This is a genomic window from Pseudomonas sp. 5P_3.1_Bac2 (assembly GCF_025465995.1).
In the GTDB taxonomy this organism is placed as follows: domain Bacteria; phylum Pseudomonadota; class Gammaproteobacteria; order Pseudomonadales; family Pseudomonadaceae; genus Aquipseudomonas.
In genome coordinates, this window is sequence record NZ_JANLNY010000030.1 from 154,216 (window position 1) to 172,199 (window position 17,984).

Genomic DNA, 17,984 nt, shown 5'->3' on the forward strand with positions numbered 1-17,984 from the left:
GGCGTCATCTACGGGTCATTTCGCTGCGGCCATTATCTGGCGCAGTGGGTGACTGTGATGGTGCTCTTAGCGACTAAGCAAGAGTAGGAAATGGTGGGCATTGCTCGCCGAGCAGTCAGTAATCGCTGTATGCAACATCGGCTTACCGCCACCCTCAGGCGCTTTCGGGAGCCTGAACCCCACAGACTGTTATGCAACTTGGGTTATCCACCCGTTACAGCCTGTTTCTATCCGTGCATGTCTATGCACATCTGTGTGCAGCATTGGCTTACCGGTCAATGCGGGAACGGAGCTATCCGCTCCGTTCCAATCGCACTGCAGCCATTTAGGCCCAATTACAGCTTGGCAATCGACACTTCTGTGGACTTCACGAAGGCGATTACTTCGCTGCCTACGGCCAGCTCCAGCTCACGTACCGAACGGGTGGTGATCACCGAAGTGACGATGCCCGAAGCGGTTTGTACGTCGATTTCCGAGAGCACGTCGCCGAGTACGATTTCTTTGATGGTGCCTTTGAATTGGTTACGAACGTTGATGGCTTTAATAGTCATGGTGTAGCTCCTTTAAAATCACGATTTAGGGTTTAGAGCGCCCAACGCAGTTGCGTGGGCAAAGGGGAAACAGGATCAGGTTGGGGCGGCAACTCCGGCAGGGCCAGTACCCGGTTCAACACAAGTTCCTCGTAGGCCGCCAGGCGTGCCGAAGCGCGCTGACGTGGACGCGGCAAATCGATTTCAATATCCAGCCCAACCTGGCCGTCCTCGATCAGGATCACCCGGTCAGCAATGGCCACGGCCTCGCTGACATCATGGGTCACCAGCAACACGGTAAAACCATGTTGTTGCCACAGACGTTCGATCAGCTGCTGCATCTCGATGCGGGTCAGGGCATCCAGCGCGCCCAACGGCTCATCAAGCAGCAGCAAGCGCGGTTGATGGATCAGCGCCCGGGCCAAGGCCACGCGCTGCTTTTGTCCACCGGAAAGCGCCGCCGGCCACTCATGGGCGCGATCAGCCAGGCCGACAGCTTCCAGCGCTTGCTGGGCTTGCGGGCGCCAATCACCGGTCAGACCTAAACCGACGTTATCGATCACGCGTTTCCACGGCAGCAGGCGCGAGTCCTGGAACATCAGGCGGATGTCATCACGCACGTTGTTCAAGGTTGCCGCTCCGGCCAATAGCGCGCCTTGGGTCGGCTCATCGAGGCCCGCGAGCAAGCGCAGCAGGGTGCTCTTACCGCAGCCGCTGCGGCCTACCACCGCGACAAATTGGCCAGCCGGAATATTCAGTTGAATGTCGTTGAGAACTTCTCGTTCACCAAAGGCCTTGTGGATATTGTTAATCGCCAGCGGAATACCGCGTTTCAACGTATGCAGCGCGGTCATTGCTGATTCCCCTTGCTCTGATAAGCCGGATGCCAGCGCAACCACACACGCTCCAGACCCCGGGCGGCCACGTCAGCCAGCTTGCCCAACACGGCGTAGAGCAGAATCGCCAGCACCACGACGTCGGTCTGCAAAAACTCCCGGGCGTTCATGGCCAAGTAACCAATGCCTGAGCTGGCGGAAATGGTTTCCGCGACGATCAGGGTCAGCCACATAAAGCCCAGGGCAAAGCGCACGCCGACCAGAATCGAGGGCAGGGCGCCCGGCAGAATCACCTGGCGGAACAGGCTGAAACCAGACAACCCGTAGCTGCGCGCCATTTCCACCAGCGCCGGGTCGACGTTACGAATACCGTGGTAGGTGTTGAGGTAAATCGGGAACAGCGTGCCTAGGGCGACGAGGAAAATCTTCGCGCTTTCATCAATGCCGAACCACAGAATCACCAGTGGGATCAGCGCCAGGTGCGGCACGTTACGGATCATCTGCACCGAGCTGTCGAGCAGGCGTTCGCCCCATTTCGACAGGCCAGTGATGAAACCCAGTAGCAGACCTAAGCCGCCACCGATGCCAAAGCCGATACCGGCGCGCCAGCCGCTGATGGCCAGGTGGGTCCAGATTTCACCGCTGCTGATCAGTTGCCAGCCAGCACTCAGCACGGCGCTGGGGGCCGGCAAAATACGGGTGGACAGCAGGCCGCTGACCACCGCGATCTGCCAGAACGCCAGTAAGGCGATGGGCAGGGCCCAGGGCGCTAAGCGCAGCGCCAATTGTTTGGTTTTCGATGTGCTCATTGCCGCCCCTTAACTCGCCGAGGCCGATTTGGGCAGCAGATCGCTGGACATCATTTCACCAAACGGGCTGACGTAGCCGACGTTCTCCGGCAGCTGTGGACGGTTAACGTCCAAGTGCGGGAACAACAGCTCGGCGACTCGATAGGACTCTTCCAAGTGCGGGTAGCCGGAGAAGATAAAGGTGTCGATGCCCAGGTCGGCGTATTCCTTCACCCGTGCCGCAACAGTCGGGCCGTCACCGACCAGGGCCGTACCCGCACCACCGCGCACTAGGCCGACCCCGGCCCAGAGGTTCGGCGACACTTCCAGATTGTCTTTGCTGCCGCCGTGCAGGGCGGCCATACGCTGTTGCCCGACTGAGTCAAAGCGCGACAGCGAGGCTTGGGCGCGGGCAATGGTGTCGTCATCCACATGGCTGATCAGGCGGTCAGCGGCGGCCCAGGCTTCTTCGTTGGTCTCGCGCACAATCACGTGCAGGCGAATCCCGAAGCGCACTTCGCGGCCTTGCTTGGCGGCTTTCTCGCGCACTTGGGCAATCTTCTCGGCCACGGCGGCTGGCGGCTCACCCCAGGTCAGATAGAACTCCACTTGCTCGGCGGCGAGATCCTGCGCAGCTTCTGAAGAACCACCGAAATACAGCGGTGGACGCGGTTGTTGCAGCGGTGGGTAAAGCAGCTTGGCGCCTTTGACTTGAATATGTTTGCCGTCGTAATCGACGGTTTCGCCTTCCATGACCCGGCGCCAGATGCGGGTGAACTCCACCGAGGCTTCATAACGCTCGGCGTGGTTCAGGTTCAAACCATCACCGGCCAGTTCTTCCGGATCACCCCCTGTCACCAGGTTGAACAACGCGCGGCCACCGGACAGACGATCCAGGGTTGCTGCCTGACGCGCCGCCACGGTCGGCGAAATAATCCCTGGGCGCAGGGCGACCAAGAACTTCAGGCGCTGGGTTACAGGAATCAACGAGGCGGCGACCAGCCAGGAGTCTTCGCAAGAGCGTCCGGTTGGGATCAGTACGCCGCCAAAGCCAAGGCGGTCTGCGGCTTGGGCAATTTGCTGCAGGTAACCATGATCGACGGCGCGTGCGCCCTCGCTGGTGCCCAGGTATTTGCCGTCGCCATGGGTTGGTAAGAACCAAAAAATATTTAAGCTCACGGAGTGGTCTCCTTAAGAAATTAATGCCGCGTGGCCTGCCTGCGCAGGCCGCGCGGTTGTCTTACTGGGCTTTGGCGATATTGGCCGGCGGCGTCCAGATAACGTCCTTGATAACCAAGGCTTTAGGTAGCAACTTCAGTTGGGTGAAAGCATCGGCGATTTGTTGTTGCGCAGCGGTGACTTCAGGAGTGATGAACTGCGCACCGTATTGCTGGCGCTCCACCGAGGTACGGGTGATTGCTTCTGACAGGCCAAGGATCGGCGCGATTTGTTTGGTGGCGCTGGCGTAGTCAGATTTGATCTGCTCGCCGACTTTGCGTACTTCATCCACCAGCACGCTGAGCACTTGTGGGCTGTTCTTGGCGTATTTGCCGGTGGCCAGATAGAACTGGAAGTTGTTCACTAGGCCTTTGCCATCGCGCAAGGTGCGCGCTTGCAGCTGTTGCTCAGCGGCGGCGAGGAAGGGGTCCCAGATCACCCAGGCATCGACACTGCCACTTTCAAAGGCGGCGCGGGCATCTGCGGGCGGCAGGTACACCGGTTGGATATCGCTGTACTTCAGGCCCGCTTCTTCCAAGGCCCGTACCAGTTGGTAGTGAACGTTGGAGCCTTTGTTCAGGGCCACACGTTTGCCCTTGAGTTCGGCCACCGATTTGATCGGCGAATCCTTGCTCACCAGAATCGCCTCAGAGGTTGGCGAGGCCGGTTCGTAAGCGATATACAGCAGGTCCGCGCTGGCGGCCTGGGCGAATACTGGTGGGGTTTCGCCGGTCAGGCCGAAGTCCACTGAACCGACGTTAAGACCTTCAAGCAACTGCGGGCCACCGGGGAATTCGACCCACTTTACGTCGACATCCTGATCCGCCAGACGCTTCTCCAAGGTGCCGCTGGCACGCAGCAGGCTCAGGGTGGCGGCGGATTTTTGGAAGCCAATGCGCAGGGTTTCTGCCTGGGCCTGGCTAAAGCCGCTGATGGATACTGCCGCAACGAACAGGGCGGCCAAACTACGACGCGAAATAATGCTGCGCATAACGCACTCCTTATAGGTTTTGTGTTGGCGACCTGCTCGTCCGTTAGCGGACCAGTAAGGTGGTGTTGCGGTGTTCAGATGCTAAAGCGGGCGTTGATCAGTCGATCGTTCAACACCCCTGGTTCAATGACGCTGCTGCGTCTGGCCAAGGTCTGCTGGAAGTGCTGTAAGGCATCATCCAAACGCTGGGCCAGGGCCGGTGCCACCTGCACCGGTGTGTCGTGGTCGGCGTAGGCGATCTGGCTGTCTTCAGCAAAAATCGCATGGAGCATTTCTTGCGCTTTCAGGGCGGCTAACACCGGCTTTAAGGCGTAGTCCACAGCCAGCATGTGTGCGCTGCTCCCGCCGGTGGCGATGGGCAACACCACTTTGTGCTGCAGGGCGCGTTCGGGTAGTACATCCAACAGGGTTTTCAATGCCCCGGAAAACGAGGCCTTGTACACCGGTGTGGCAATGATCAAACCGTCAGCGCGCTCCACCTGTTGAATCAGTTGCTGGACTGCTGGGCTTGCGAAGTTGGCGAATAACAAATCTGCTGCGTCAAAGTCGCGAACCTGATAACTCACCACCTCAATGCCGTGTTGCTGGAGCCAAGCTTTGCTGCGATCCAACAAAATATTGCTACGGGACTTCTGGCTTGGGCTGCCACCCAGGGTAACCACCAGCATGCTGGCTCCTTAACGATTCGGTTGCGGGGTCAGACGCAGGTAAGGTTTAACGGCGCGGTAACCTTTGGGGAAACGCTGCTTGATTTCTTCTTCGTCCTTGAGCGACGGCACAATCACCACGTCATCGCCATCGACCCAGTTCGCTGGGGTGGCCACTTTGTGGTTGTCGGTCAGTTGCAGGGAGTCGATCACCCGCAGGATTTCGTTGAAGTTGCGCCCGGTGCTGGCCGGATAAGTGATGATCAGGCGGACCTTTTTGTTCGGGTCGATGATGAACAGCGAGCGCACGGTCAGGGTGTCGTTGGCGTTCGGGTGGATCAGGTCATAGAGGTCAGACACCTTGCGATCGGCGTCGGCCAGAATCGGGAAGTTGACCTTGGTGTTTTGTGTTTCGTTGATGTCATCGATCCAGCGCAGGTGCGAGTCGACCGGGTCAACGGAGAGGGCGATGGCTTTGACCCCGCGCTCGGCAAATTGCTCTTTGAGCTTGGCGGTATAACCCAGCTCGGTGGTGCACACCGGGGTGAAGTCGGCAGGGTGGGAGAACAGAATGCCCCAGCTGTTACCCAGCCACTCGTGGAAACGGATGCGGCCTTCACTGGAGTCTTGTTCGAAGTCAGGGGCGATATCGCCTAAACGGATGGACATGGTTGAGCTCCTAAGGTGAGTCGTTGCGTGGCGCTCACTATGCTTAGGCTCGTTAGATTTTAAAAAGAATAAATAACAATTTGTTTATAACTTTAAGGAATATTTATTGTGGGAAAATCCCCGGGAAATTTGGCCGCTAAGGCTCTACCGCGAGGTATGGCTGGCGCAGTGCCGGGCGGCTGGGATGGGCCGGACACGCCGGCGTGTCGATCGGCTTGCGTTAACCTGCTGCGCGCTGAACGTGGCCTGCCGATGAAGGCACTAGTCGCCGCCGCCCTGGTAGCTGTCACGCCAACGCAGTGACCGCGTCTCGACAAACTTGATGAGGCCATCACTCAGTTTGCCCAACACCGCCAGCAGCAAGATGGCCGCGATGACCAGATCCGGTCGCGAGGTTTCGCGGCCATCACTGAGCAGGTAACCGAGGCCGCGAGTGGCGGCGATTAATTCTGCCGCCACCACAAACATCCAGCTCAGACTCAAGGCGCCGCGCAGGCCGGTAAACAGATTGGGCAGAGCGGCTGGCAGCAACACGCGACGGACTAAGCCTAAGCGGCTCAAGCGATACAGCTGACCGACCTCGACCAGTTTGCGGTCAACGTTACGAATCCCGGCGAGTAAGGCCAGATACACCGGAAAGAACGCACCCAAGGCGATCAAGACCACCTTGGGTGTTTCATCAATGCCCAGCCACAACAGCAGCAGCGGCACCCAGGCCAGGCTGGGAATGGCACGCAGGCCTTGGAAGCTTGGGTCTAGGTAGGCCTCTGCACGGCGGCTGAGGCCGACCCAAATGCCAAACGCAATGCCTAAGCCTGCACCCAAAGTAAAACCTGTCAGCACCCGCAACAGGCTGGCGCCGACGTGTTTGCTCAGCTCGCCGCTGAGGGCCAGGCTGTAGAGGGTTTGTGCCACCTGCGAGGGCGCCGGTAATTGATGCGCCGGCACTAGATTGCTGCGTACCAATAGCTCCACCAGCAGCAGTAGGGCGATTGGCAGCAGCCAGCCGCGCAGCGCTTTAAGGCGACTGCGCTTGGCCGGTTGTGGCGGTTGCTGCGTCGTCGACATCAACATGCCTTATTGGCTCACCGCCTGGGTTTGCTTCAGGCTTGCGGCAAACTCTGGGCTGATCAACTCATCCACCACCTTGAGCACATCGGTGCCTGGGCGGACCAACTGTTCTTCCAGCAGAATCGGCGCAGCGGTTTTAAGTGCGTTGATGTGCTCGGCGCCCGGCACCGAGTTGCTGAAGTCCGTACGCGACAGTTGCAGCTTGGCCACTTCCAGCGGCAGCTTGGCTTCATTGGCGAGTAACTGCGCCAGCGCCTCGGGGTTGGCGATGGCCCACTGGCGCGCCTGTTCGTAAGCGCTGAGTACTTGCTTGATCAGCTCGGGCTGCTCGGCGGCAAACTTCTCGCTGACGCTGAGTACGCCATAGCTATTGAACTGCACATTGCGATAGAGCAGGCGCGAGCCGGCCTGCACTTGGCTGGCGGCCATCAACGGATCAAGCCCGGCCCAGGCATCCACATCGCCACGTTCCAAGGCGACGCGGCCATCGGGGTGCTGCAGATGAACGATCTCCACGGCGTTTTTGTTCAGCCCGGCTTGTTGCAAGCTTTGCAGCACAAATAGAAATGGATCAGTGCCTTTGGTGGCCGCGATTTTCTTGCCTTTGAGGTCGCTCAGGCTGTGGATCGGCGAGTCCTTGCCCACCACTAAGGCGGTCCATTCCGGGCGGCTGGCGATGTAGATGGTTTTGATCGGGCTGCCATTGGCACGGCTGAGCACTGCGGCCAGGCCTGCGGTGGAAGCAAAGTCAGTGCTGCCGCCGTTAAGGTATTCGAGGGAGCGGTTACTGCCTTGGCTAAACACCCACTTCACGGCAATGCCTTGTGGCTGCAAGGCTTTTTCCAGCAGGCCTTGTTGCTTCAGAACCAAACTGGTGGGGGCGTAATAGGCGTAGTCCAAACGGACTTCGTTAGGTGTGGCGGCATGGGCGCCGGCAGGCAGAATCGCCAAGAACAGGGCGGTCAGCCCCCGACGCAGATTGAACAGACCCATGGTCGTTTCCTCTGGTTAGGGTTGGCGCCTGTCGACCCGTGGTCGGGCACTTCAGGGCTGTTACAGCTACTAAGAAAACCGGCCTGATGACAGGCCGGTAGACAACGCTTGTAGGCAGCGCAGGCCCTTAGAACAGGGGCAGGCTGTAGCTGACGATCAGACGGTTTTCGTCTTGGTCGGTGCTGTCGTTGCCGCGCAGACTGGCGTTACGCCAGGAGAAGCCCAGACCTTTGAGGGCGCCATCCTGCAGCACGTAGTCGAGACGGAAGTCGCGTTCCCACTCTTTGTTATCACCGTTAGCGGCGTCGATATTGTCGCCGGACAGGTAAGTGATGGTGGCTTTCAGGCCCGGTACGCCGAGGGTGGCGAAGTCATAGCCGTACTCGGCCAGCCAAGTGCGCTCACCGGCATTGAGGAACTTACCGATCTGACGGTCAGTGATCAGGTAAGCAGTAGCACCTTCACCCTGGTTGAGGAACGGGAAGTCGCTCTTACCCGACAGTTGCTGGTAGCCGAGGCTCGCCGCATGACCGCTCAGGCTATAGGTGAACATGGCGCTCCAGGCTTGGTTATCCACTTCGCCGGATTTGCTGTCGCCAGCATGCCAGTAACCGTTGCTTCTGTAGCCCTCGCTACGGCCGCTGCCGCTGCCGTTTTTGCCGTCGGAGCTGCTGTTGAAGTAGCGCAGATCCGTCTTCAACGCACCAACCGGCAGAGCCCAGTTGTGGGTCAGACCCAGGAAGTGCTGTTTGTAGAAGTCTTCGAGGTTGCCGTAGTAGTACTGCAAGGTCAGATCTTTAGTCAGCTTGTAGTCGCCACCGGCGTAGTAGAACTTGTTGGTGTCAGCGTTAGCGCCGGCACCGGCCACTTTCAGCTGTACGTCATCGGTGGAGCTACGGCCTTTGCTGCTTTCCAGCTTACCGCCGAGCAGGGTCAAACCATCGATGTCGTTGGAGGTGACCTGGCCACCTTTAAAGGTTTGTGGCAGCAGGCGACCGTCGTTATAGGTCACCACAGGCAGCTTCGGCAGCAGGGTGCCGACTTGAGCCACGGTTTTGGCAAAACGCACTTTACCGGTTACCCCGGCTTTGCCGTAGCTATCTACCGCGCTGCCATCGTGGTCAGTTGGGAACACTTGGCCGGGGGTGCGGTCGCGACCGACTTTATTGTTGCGGCCACCACTGTCCAAACGAATACCGACCAAACCAATGGCGTCCAAACCGAAGCCCACAGTGCCTTCGGTGAAGCCGGAGGTGTAGTTAAAAATTAAGCCCTGGCCCCATTCGCGGGCTTCGCCGTTGTTGTTGTCGGTGTTTTTGTCGTTACGGTCGTAATAAAAGTTGCGCAGTCCAAGGGTGGCGGTGCTGTCTTCGATAAAACCAGCAGCAGTAGCTTGGTTTGCGAGTGCCGCTAGAGTTACTGCCACTGCCAGAGTGGATTTGTTCATTTCTAAGCTCCAAATGCAGGTCTATTACTGTTATTGATGGGCGCTGCAGAGGGGCTAAGGTGTGACGAAGGTAGGCGTCTGCCTTAGCAAAACACTAATGCCCCTTATTTTTCGGCCCGACTGTCCTGTGTCGGCTGGGGCGAACATTAAGGATTAATGAAAAGTCCCGAAAAGAATTTATTTTCACTTTGTAAGATCAAAACGGAATAAATCCTTTTAAGCAGGACACCTCTAAGCTAATAACCAAAAAATACTTGCTAAGGTTTTTTTAGATCATTTAGCTTGTGTTACAGCCGGATCACCGTGCTTCCCTATCCTAAGAAGTTGTCGTGAACCGGTTTGTAGAAATGGCCGGCACGCTAGTAATGAGGTCTGCCATGACACAACACTCCCAATTCTTTCTGCGGCCAATACTGGCTATGGGCCTAGTCGCAGCACTTTCCTTATCTTTTTCACTGCCTGCCACAGCAGCCGAAAAACTGCGTATCGGTTATCAAAAGTCTTCGACACTTATCAGCCTGCTTAAGGCCAACGGTAATCTTGAGCAAGCGCTGGCTAAACTCGACATTAGTATCAGTTGGCACGAGTTCTCGAGCGGCCAGCCTTTGTTAGAAGCTTTAAATGTCGGCAACATCGATTTATCCGCTGATGTGGCTGATACCGTGCCGGTCTTCGCGCAAGCCGCCGGGGCTGATTTAACTTACTTTGCCCAGGAAAGCCCGTCACCAACGGCACAGGCCGTGATCGTGCGTAATGACTCAGCGATTAAAAATCTACAACAGTTAAAAGACAAAAAGATTGCAGTGACCAAAGCCGCTGGCAGTCATTATTTGTTGATTGCCGCCTTGGCTAAGGCCGGCCTTAAGTTTTCGGATATTCAGCCAGCCTATTTAAGCCCGGCCGACGGACGCGCCGCGTTTGAAAACGGCAAAGTCGATGCATGGGTAACTTGGGAACCCTTCTTAAGTGCGGCGCAGCAACAGTTGCCTACGCGCACTTTGACGGACGGCACAGGTTTGGCTAACTACCAGCGCTACTACTTAACCAGCACCAGTTACGCCAAAGATCATCAGAAAGCGCTGAAGATAGTGTTTGCTGAATTGGTTAAAACCGGTGACTGGCTGCGGGCTAACCCGAAACAAGGTGCCGACATTCTTAGTCCGCTGTGGGGTAACTTGCCGTCGCAGATTGTTGAACTGGCTAATAGTCGCCGCAGTTATCAAGTTACTCTGGTGCAACCAGACAGTTTGAATGAGCAACAAAAAATCGCCGATGCGTTTGTCAGTGAGGGCGTGTTGCCCAAGGCTATTGATGCGCACGCAGTACCAATTTGGACGGATCATTAATCATGTCCATGCAGTTGCGGGGCAGCCCGGTGGCACTTGAGAGTACGGCCTCCTTATTTGACTCGCGACTGTTTCCCAGGGATTTCGTCAGCCGTAATGGCAAAGTCGAGCGCTTGGCCCGTAAGCTTGCCGCCACCGTGGTGCAACGGGAGCGAGAGGGCGGCAGTGCGCGGGCCGAACGGCAGTTACTGCGTGAAAGTGGTCTGCTGACCTTGGCCATCCCGCAACAATTCGGCGGCCAAGGTTTGGTCTGGCCTGAAATCTACCGCATCGTGCGCTACCTGGCGGCGGTGGACAGCTCCTTGGCGCACCTGTTTGCCTTCCAGCATTTACAGGTGGCGACCATCCTCCTTTATGGCAACCCAGAGCAGCAGCGCCATTGGCTTAGCCGCACAGTGCAAGAACGTTGGTTTTGGGGCAATGCCACCAATAGCCGGGGCAGTCGCCTACAGCTGACCCGGCGTGAAGAGCACTACGAACTTAATGGGCGCAAATCCTTTTGTTCTGGCGCGCTGGGGGCGGATGCCCTGGTGGTGAGCGCGCAGCGCAGCCATAACCCGGAAGACCGCGCTTTTATCGTGCTCCCCAGTCAGCGTGAAGGGGTGGCGGTGAATGATGATTGGGACGCCTTCGGCCAGCGCCAAACGGACAGCGGCACGGTGCAGTTTGAAGGGGTGTTTGTCGATAGCAACGAGGTGCTCGGGCCTAGTGGCAACAGTCCGCGGATTGGCCTGCGGGCTTGCCTGTCGCAACTGGTGCTGATTCAGCTCTACCTGGGCAACGCCCAAGGCGCGTTGGACGCGGCGCTGAATTACACCCGCGAGCACAGCCGCGTATGGCCGGCGTCTGGGGTGACGATCGCCACCGATGATCCTTTTATTCAGCAGCGCTATGGCGAGCTGTGGCTGCTTTATCGCAGTGCTTATCTGTTGGCTGAGCATGCTGCGCAGCGCTTGCAGCAGGCTTGGGAGAAACCCGCATTAACCGCGGCGGAGCGCGCCGAAGTGGCATTGGCGGTTAACGAGGCAAAGGTGGTGTCGGCGCGTTCGGCGCTGGAAATTACGTCGCGCATCTTCGAGAGCATGGGCGCCAGTTCCACCAGCGGCCAATACGGCTTCGATCGCTTCTGGCGTAACGTGCGGGTGCACAGCCTGCATGACCCGCTCGATTACAAAGTGCGCGACCTCGGTAACTGGTTGCTCAACGCCAAGCCGCCGACGCCTTCGCTGTATGGCTAAGCGCGTTAGCTGGTGGCTTCAGCGCGTTGCATCAGGTGGCGTTGGCGCCATTCCATAAAGGTCTTCAACAACAGCGTCAGCAGCGCCATGCAGGCCAGCAAACCAGCCGCGGTGAAGGCTGCCGCGGGCTTGTAGTCGTTGTTGAGCTGATCGACCAACAGTGGCAGGGTCAGGGTCTGGTTGATGATGGTGCCGGACACCACTGATACCGCACCGAACTCGCCGACTGCGCGGGCGTTAGTCACCACTACGCCATACAGCAGCGCCCATTTGATCTTCGGCAAGGTGATGTGGCGGAAGATCTGCCAGCCGTTGGCGCCTAGGCACAGGGCGGCGGTTTCTTCATCCTGACCTTGGCTCTGCATCACCGGAATCAGAATACGTGCGACATAGGGCGCGGTGACAAACACGGTGACCATGACGATGCCCGGCCAGGCGAACATCAGCTGCAGGCCGTGATCGTAAAACCAGCGCCCCAGCGCGTGCTCCAGACCGTACACCACCAAGTAGCAGAGGCCGGCCACCACGGGCGACACCGCATAGGGAATGTCGATCAGGGTGGTTAGCACTTTGCGCCCGCGGAAGTCGTAGTGGGTCACGCACCAGGCCAGCAAAATACCGAAGCACATATTGATCGGCACGGTGATGGCCGCCACCAATAAGGTCAGGCCGATGGCGTGCAGCATATAATCTTCATTGAGGTTGGCCCACAGCAGATCAAGCCCGCCGGACAGCGCCTTGGTGAAGATCAATGCCAAAGGAAAAAGCAGCAGCAGGGTGACCAGGCTTAAGCCCAGAGCAATCAGCAGCCATTGATGCCAGTGTTGAGGTTTTTTCATTTGCCTTGCCGTTGCCATTTAAACAGGCGGCCTTGCAGCACTTGCAGGCTGAATAACAGCAGCAGTGAGGCCAGCAGAATCACCGAAGCGATGGCCGCTGCGGCGGTGTGGTTGAACTCTTGCAGGCGGACAAAAATCATCAGCGACGAGACTTCGGTTTTAAACGGAATATTGCCGGCGATCATGATCACCGCACCGAACTCCCCGAGGCTGCGGATAAAGGCTTGCGAGGCCCCCGTGACCAGGGCCGGGGTCAGCGTCGGTAGCACCACATAGAAGAACGTTTGCAGGCGGCTGGCGCCGAGGGTGCGCGCGGCTTCTTCGTAGTCGCTGCCTAAGTCCTGCAACACCGGCTGCACGGTGCGCACCACAAACGGCAGGCTGGTGAAGACCATGGCAATCAGAATCCCGGGGTAGGCATAGGCCACCTTCCAGCCCAAAGGCTCCAGCCACTGGCCTAACCAGCCGCCGGGGGCGAGCAGGCTGGCCAGGGTCAACCCAGCCACCGAGGTGGGCAGGGCAAAGGGCAGGTCGACCAGAGCATCGACGATGCGCCGGCCGGGGAAGTCGTAGCGGGTGATGATCCACGCCAGCAACAAGCCGATCAGCACGGCGCCGATGGTTGAGTAGAACGCGCCACTGATGGTCACCTGGTAGCTGTGCAGCACCCGCGGATCACTGATCGCGCGCCAGTACTGGGCCCAGCTCATATCGCTGACATACAGCAGCAGCGCCGAAAGCGGGAACAGCAGCACTAATGACAGGTAGAAAGTGCTAAAGCCAAAGCTCAAACCAAAGCCCGGCAGCAACGGATTCTGTAAAAAGAAACGGGGGGTTTTAGACACGCAGCAAGCCCTAAATGCACAGGCCGCCGTAAGAACGGCGGCCTGTTGTTATTTCACCCTAGGGGCCTTGGTTGGCTCAAGAGCGGCGCTTGCAGCAGCACCACTCTCAGCTAGGCCTAGCGACCTTCGGCTAACAGTTGGTCAAGGATACCATCGGCATCGAAGTGCTTGGCAGTGATCTCATCCCAAGTGCCGAGAACTTCGGTGGGATTGATCAGGCGGATATCCGGGAACTGCTTGGCGGTTGCGGCCACCACTTCCGGGTTATGCACGCGGTAGCTGTACTTGGTCAGCAGTTGCTGGATTTCCTTGGTGTACTGGAAGTCCAGGTAGGCTTTAGATACTTCGCGGGTGCCTTTCTCGTCGACCACTTTGTCCACCAGCGCCACTGGGAACTCAGCCAATACGCTGACTGGCGGCACGACGATTTCGTATTCGCCGGATTTGAACTCAGCGCCGTTGGCGATGTTGACCACTTCCGACTCAAAGGTCAGCAGCACGTCACCTTGGCCGTTCTGGGCGAATGCCACGGTTGCCGCGCGGCCACCGGTGGGGAAGTTCTCCACGTTGTGCAGCACTTTGCCAACGAACGCTTTGATTTGCTTCTCGTCGCCCTTGAACTTCTCATTGGCATACAGCCAGGCGCCCAAGTAGCTGTAACGGGCGTTGCCGGAAGTTTTCGGGTTCGGGAATACCAGCTTCACATCAGCACGGGCCAGGTCGTCCCAGTTCTTGATGTTTTTCGGGTTGCCTTTGCGCACCAAGAAGGCCGTGGTGCTGTAGTAAGGCGAGCTGTTGTTGGGGAACTGCTTGGCCCAGTCCTTACGCACCAAGCCGCGCTTGGCCAGAATGTCGACGTCAGTGACTTGGTTAAAGGTGACGATGTCGACCTTTTTACCTTGGATGATGTCCTGGGCTTGGCGCGAGGAGCCGGCAAAAGACTGGTCAATCTTCTGCTCTTTGCCGCTCTTCTCTTGCCAGTAGGCGATGAACTTGGGGTTGATCTCAGCGAACAGCTCCCGGGCGATATCGTAGGAGGCGTTCAGAATTGGCTTATCAGCCGCCAGCGCTGCAGCGCTGCTCAGCAGGCTGGAAGTGATAGCAGTGGCCAGCAAAATTTTCTTTAGCATGGGGCAGACATTCCTCGTCACTGAGCCTGTGGGCAGGCGTCATATTGTTGTCTGGCTGTTGGCCAGTGTTCGCGGTGGATACTGCACATATTTTATATGCAGAAATAGTAATTTTTAACGCTATTTATATAGCTTTTCAGTAGGTGGTAATCCTTCCCCTTAAGCGCCGAGTTTTTCTTGCAGACGTTGCGTGCTGAGCTGTAGCACTTGCTGTAGGGCTTCAAGTTGCTCGCGACTGCCGTGCTCAAGCAGTTGCTCCAGGCTTTGGCTAACGCTTGCCAGTGGGGTTGACGATGGCGCGGCGCTGTTGAGCAGGTTGAGATGCTCGCTGCGGATCTCGTCGTTGGCGCATACCAGCAGGGCAAAGTGGATCACGTTTTCCAGCTCGCGAGTGTTGCCGGGCCAGTAGTGCTGTTCCAGGCTCCGTTGGGCGTCTTCGCTGATGACTGGCAGCGGCAGGCTTAAACGCTGGGCATAAATACCGAGGAAGTATTCGGCCAAGGGCAGAATGTCGCCGATCCGCTCGCGCAGCGGCGGCAGCGTTAAGCGGCCATCGGTGAGATAGCCGTAGAGGCGCTCGTTGAATTTACCGGCGGCCACCGCTTGCGCCAGATCGATGCTGGTGGCGGCGAGCAAACGCACAGTGGCTGGGCTGGGCTGCTTAGCGCCCACGCGCCAGGCTTCACCCGTCTCTAAGGCGCTGAGCAACTCGGCCTGCAGGGGTAGGGGTAAGTCGCCAATTTCATCCAAATACAGGGTGCCGTTATTGGCTGAACCGAACCAGCCGGCGCGGCTGCTGGCCGTGCCTTGATGGGCGCCGGCGGCATAGCCAAACAATTCGGCTTGGGCGTGTTGCGGACTTAAGCTGCTGCAACTGAGGGCGACAAACAGACCCGGCAGGTCGCTTTCACGATGAATGTGGCGGGCGAGTAATTCTTTACCGGAGCCTGATTCGCCTTCTATTAATAGGGCGATGGGTTGGGCGGCGAGCAGCTCGACCTGATCGCGCAGTTGCTTCGAGCGCGCATCAATAAATACCAAGGCCTTGGCGCGGATGCTTAACGGGCTTTTATCTGCGTCTGGAAAGGTCAATAGGGCCTGATTAGTAAAGCTATTCGGGTTCATCAAAAAAATCTCCGGCACAGGCGGCTAGTGATCAAGGTAGCAGGCCTGCCGGCGCTGTTTTATGTGGCCGCTGTTGCCGCTCAAGCGCGGCGACGGGCAGCCTGCTCAATACGGTTTTGCAGGCGATAGAGGTAGGCAAAACCTTGCTCCCAGCGTTGGTGCCCGGACTTCACATTGATATGTCCGGCGCCGCTGAGAATGGCCGCTTCGCTGTCCCAGTGGCGCGCCAGCTCAATGGCCCGCGCCGGGGTGGCGGCGCTGTCATTGTCCGAACCCACCACTTGGCTAGGGAACGGTAAGGCGTGGGTGGGGATCGGCGCGAAGTTACGCAGCTCGGCCGGGCAATTGCTGCGCTCCACATCTGCCGGGGCCACTAATAAAGCCGCACGGACACGACGGACTAATTCAACGGGTGCTTGCTGCGCCCAATGGGCCACAGTGATGCAGCCTAAGCTGTGGGCAATAAGGATGGTGGGGCGCGGATCGTTAGCGATATGACGCTCCAGTTCGGCCACCCAATCAGTCAGTTTTGGGGTTTGCCAATCGGTTTGTTCGACCCTGACGCTGTTCGGCAAACTGCGCTGCCAATGGCTCTGCCAGTGGTCTTCGGCCGATCCTTGCCAACCCGGGACGATCAGATAGCGGATGATTTCATTACCCATCACAGGTACTCCTGCACGTTTCAATGGGTGCAGTGTAGGTAGTGATTTTCCATATCAAAAAGAATAAGAACTTATTTGCTTATGCATTTATGTGTTTTTTCTGGAGGGGGTTGATCAGCTCCTCATATGTCTAAAACGAATATAAATGTGATCAAATAATATTTTTAAGAATATTCGTGGCTCACTACTATCCGCTCCACGCTCACTGACGACGGCATCTTGCGCCAGTTGCAGGGGGGGCAATTCAAGGAGCTAATAAAATGACAGCAACCCTGCGTAACCTTGAAACTCAAGATGACAGCAGCATCGTGCGTGAAATTCAGGCCGCCTTGCATGCCCTGAAGTTCGGCTCGGTAGAGATCACTGTGCACAACGGCCAAGTCGTGCAGATCGAGCGTAAGGAGAAGTTCCGCCTGCAATCGCCAGCCGGTCGCAGCGGGCAGTAACCAGCGCGACTCACCTGCTCAGCAGCAGTGAGGATTAATGTGCAGGGTTAAGCGCCTGCTCTGATCGTGCCGCAACGACTCACCAATGCGTTGTAACCACTAAACAAAAAACCAACACATTCTTGATTGACGATTTAGGAGCTACATCCATGTCCATTCGCCGTTTTGCTCTTGCCGCTCTAGCCAGTGCCCTGTTGGCAGGTCCAGTGGCCGCCGCTGAAACACTGCTCAACGTTTCTTACGATCCAACCCGTGAGCTGTACAGCGACTACAACGCTGCGTTCAACAAATACTGGCAATCCCAAGGCCACGAAGCCGTCACTATTCAACAGTCCCATGGTGGCTCGGGCAAGCAAGCCCGTGCGGTGATTGATGGCCTGCGTGCCGACGTGGTGACCCTGGCCCTGGCCGGTGACGTGGATGAGCTGCATAACATCGGCAAGCTGATTCCAGAAAACTGGCAGGAGCGTCTGCCACAGTCGAGCACGCCCTATACCTCGACCATCGTGTTCCTGGTACGTAAAGGCAACCCGAAAAACATCAAGGACTGGGACGACCTGACCAAGGCGGGTGTTGAAGTGATCACACCTAACCCGAAAACCTCTGGTGGCGCACGCTGGAACTTCCTCGCCGCATGGGCTTATGCCAAACAGAAGTTCGGCAGCGAAGAGAAGGCTCAGGAGTACGTAACCAAGTTGTTCAAGCAAGTGCCTGTACTGGATACCGGTGCTCGCGGCTCGACCATCACCTTCGTTAACAACGGCATTGGTGACGTGCTGCTGGCTTGGGAAAACGAAGCCTTCCTGGCGCTCAAAGAAGAGGGCGGCGAGAACTTTGAAATCGTCGCACCGTCGATTTCGATTCTGGCTGAGCCACCGGTTTCGGTCGTCGATGTCAACGTCGACAAAAAAGGCACGCGTAAAGTGGCTGAGGCTTACCTGAACTACCTGTACAGCGAAGAAGGCCAGCGCATTGCCGCCAAACACTTCTACCGTCCACGTAACCAGGACGTCGCGGCTGAGTTCTCCAAGCAATTCCCATCCTTGAAGCTGGTCACCATCGACCAAGACTTCGGTGGCTGGAAAACGGCACAGCCGAAGTTCTTTAACGACGGCGGTGTGTTTGACCAGATCTATCAAGCCCACTAAGCACGGGTGCTGGCG

General features: G+C 57.6%; 19 protein-coding genes. 4 read left to right on the forward strand and 15 right to left on the reverse strand.

What is annotated here, in order from left to right; genetic code table 11:
- Window positions 1-335: 335 nt before the first annotated feature.
- The 10 genes from NTD81_RS20110 to NTD81_RS20155 form a co-directional block, all read right to left on the reverse strand.
- Window positions 336-551 (reverse strand): molybdopterin-binding protein, encoded by a 216-nt coding sequence (locus NTD81_RS20110; RefSeq protein WP_262184516.1) that lies wholly within the window; start codon window positions 549-551, stop codon window positions 336-338.
- A 32-nt stretch (window positions 552-583) separates the two neighbouring features.
- Window positions 584-1,384: an aliphatic sulfonates ABC transporter ATP-binding protein gene (gene ssuB / locus NTD81_RS20115; protein ID WP_262184517.1), complete on the reverse strand. Its 801-nt coding sequence runs from the start codon at window positions 1,382-1,384 to the stop codon at window positions 584-586.
- Complete coding sequence (gene ssuC, locus NTD81_RS20120; RefSeq protein WP_262184518.1) at window positions 1,381-2,175, reverse strand: aliphatic sulfonate ABC transporter permease SsuC; 795 nt, start codon at window positions 2,173-2,175, stop codon at window positions 1,381-1,383. Before ssuC ends, ssuB begins: the two co-directional genes overlap by 4 nt.
- A 9-nt stretch (window positions 2,176-2,184) precedes the next feature.
- On the reverse strand, window positions 2,185-3,333 hold the full coding sequence (gene ssuD / locus NTD81_RS20125) for an FMNH2-dependent alkanesulfonate monooxygenase (protein ID WP_262184520.1): 1,149 nt from the start codon (window positions 3,331-3,333) through the stop codon (window positions 2,185-2,187).
- Window positions 3,334-3,394: 61 nt separating this feature from the next.
- The gene (locus tag NTD81_RS20130) at window positions 3,395-4,363 is read right to left on the reverse strand and encodes a sulfonate ABC transporter substrate-binding protein (protein WP_262184521.1); all 969 of its coding nucleotides are present in this window, start codon (window positions 4,361-4,363) and stop codon (window positions 3,395-3,397) included.
- Between the two features lie 74 nt (window positions 4,364-4,437).
- Complete coding sequence (ssuE, locus tag NTD81_RS20135) at window positions 4,438-5,031, reverse strand: NADPH-dependent FMN reductase (protein WP_262184522.1); 594 nt, start codon at window positions 5,029-5,031, stop codon at window positions 4,438-4,440.
- Window positions 5,032-5,040: 9 nt separating this feature from the next.
- The gene (locus tag NTD81_RS20140; protein ID WP_262184523.1) at window positions 5,041-5,679 is read right to left on the reverse strand and encodes a peroxiredoxin; all 639 of its coding nucleotides are present in this window, start codon (window positions 5,677-5,679) and stop codon (window positions 5,041-5,043) included.
- 261 nt (window positions 5,680-5,940) lie between these two features.
- Window positions 5,941-6,753, reverse strand: coding sequence for an ABC transporter permease (locus tag NTD81_RS20145; protein ID WP_262184524.1), 813 nt, complete (start codon window positions 6,751-6,753; stop codon window positions 5,941-5,943).
- Between the two features lie 3 nt (window positions 6,754-6,756).
- Window positions 6,757-7,743, reverse strand: a complete 987-nt coding sequence (locus tag NTD81_RS20150) for an aliphatic sulfonate ABC transporter substrate-binding protein (RefSeq protein ID WP_262184525.1) — start codon at window positions 7,741-7,743, stop codon at window positions 6,757-6,759.
- Window positions 7,744-7,870: 127 nt separating this feature from the next.
- On the reverse strand, window positions 7,871-9,190 hold the full coding sequence (locus NTD81_RS20155) for an OprD family porin (RefSeq protein ID WP_262184526.1): 1,320 nt from the start codon (window positions 9,188-9,190) through the stop codon (window positions 7,871-7,873).
- A 377-nt stretch (window positions 9,191-9,567) separates the two neighbouring features.
- Between NTD81_RS20155 and NTD81_RS20160 the strand changes: the two genes are divergently transcribed.
- A complete protein-coding gene (locus tag NTD81_RS20160; protein ID WP_410017191.1) occupies window positions 9,568-10,536 on the forward strand; it encodes an aliphatic sulfonate ABC transporter substrate-binding protein in 969 nt (322 codons plus the stop codon).
- Between the two features lie 8 nt (window positions 10,537-10,544).
- Complete coding sequence (locus NTD81_RS20165; RefSeq protein WP_262184775.1) at window positions 10,545-11,774, forward strand: acyl-CoA dehydrogenase family protein; 1,230 nt, start codon at window positions 10,545-10,547, stop codon at window positions 11,772-11,774.
- A gap of 5 nt (window positions 11,775-11,779) precedes the next feature.
- On the opposite strand, the gene cysW is transcribed toward NTD81_RS20165, so the two are convergent.
- From cysW to NTD81_RS20190, 5 genes are all read right to left on the reverse strand, one after another.
- Window positions 11,780-12,613, reverse strand: coding sequence for a sulfate ABC transporter permease subunit CysW (gene cysW, locus NTD81_RS20170; protein ID WP_262184527.1), 834 nt, complete (start codon window positions 12,611-12,613; stop codon window positions 11,780-11,782).
- Window positions 12,610-13,458, reverse strand: a complete 849-nt coding sequence (gene cysT / locus NTD81_RS20175) for a sulfate ABC transporter permease subunit CysT (protein WP_262184528.1) — start codon at window positions 13,456-13,458, stop codon at window positions 12,610-12,612. The genes cysW and cysT overlap by 4 nt, the downstream gene beginning before the upstream one ends.
- A gap of 116 nt (window positions 13,459-13,574) precedes the next feature.
- Entirely contained in the window at window positions 13,575-14,588 is a 1,014-nt protein-coding gene (cysP, locus tag NTD81_RS20180) for a thiosulfate ABC transporter substrate-binding protein CysP (protein ID WP_262184529.1), read from the reverse strand.
- Between the two features lie 159 nt (window positions 14,589-14,747).
- Window positions 14,748-15,713, reverse strand: coding sequence for a sigma 54-interacting transcriptional regulator (locus NTD81_RS20185; RefSeq protein WP_262184530.1), 966 nt, complete (start codon window positions 15,711-15,713; stop codon window positions 14,748-14,750).
- An 80-nt stretch (window positions 15,714-15,793) separates the two neighbouring features.
- Window positions 15,794-16,375, reverse strand: a complete 582-nt coding sequence (locus NTD81_RS20190) for an alpha/beta hydrolase (protein ID WP_262184531.1) — start codon at window positions 16,373-16,375, stop codon at window positions 15,794-15,796.
- Window positions 16,376-16,635: 260 nt separating this feature from the next.
- On the opposite strand from NTD81_RS20190, the gene oscA reads away from it, so the two are divergent.
- Both oscA and NTD81_RS20200 read left to right on the forward strand, forming a co-directional pair.
- On the forward strand, window positions 16,636-16,821 hold the full coding sequence (gene oscA, locus NTD81_RS20195; protein WP_262184532.1) for a sulfur starvation response protein OscA: 186 nt from the start codon (window positions 16,636-16,638) through the stop codon (window positions 16,819-16,821).
- Window positions 16,822-16,970: 149 nt separating this feature from the next.
- Window positions 16,971-17,969: a sulfate ABC transporter substrate-binding protein gene (locus NTD81_RS20200; RefSeq protein ID WP_262184533.1), complete on the forward strand. Its 999-nt coding sequence runs from the start codon at window positions 16,971-16,973 to the stop codon at window positions 17,967-17,969.
- The last annotated feature ends 15 nt before the right edge of the window (window positions 17,970-17,984 follow it).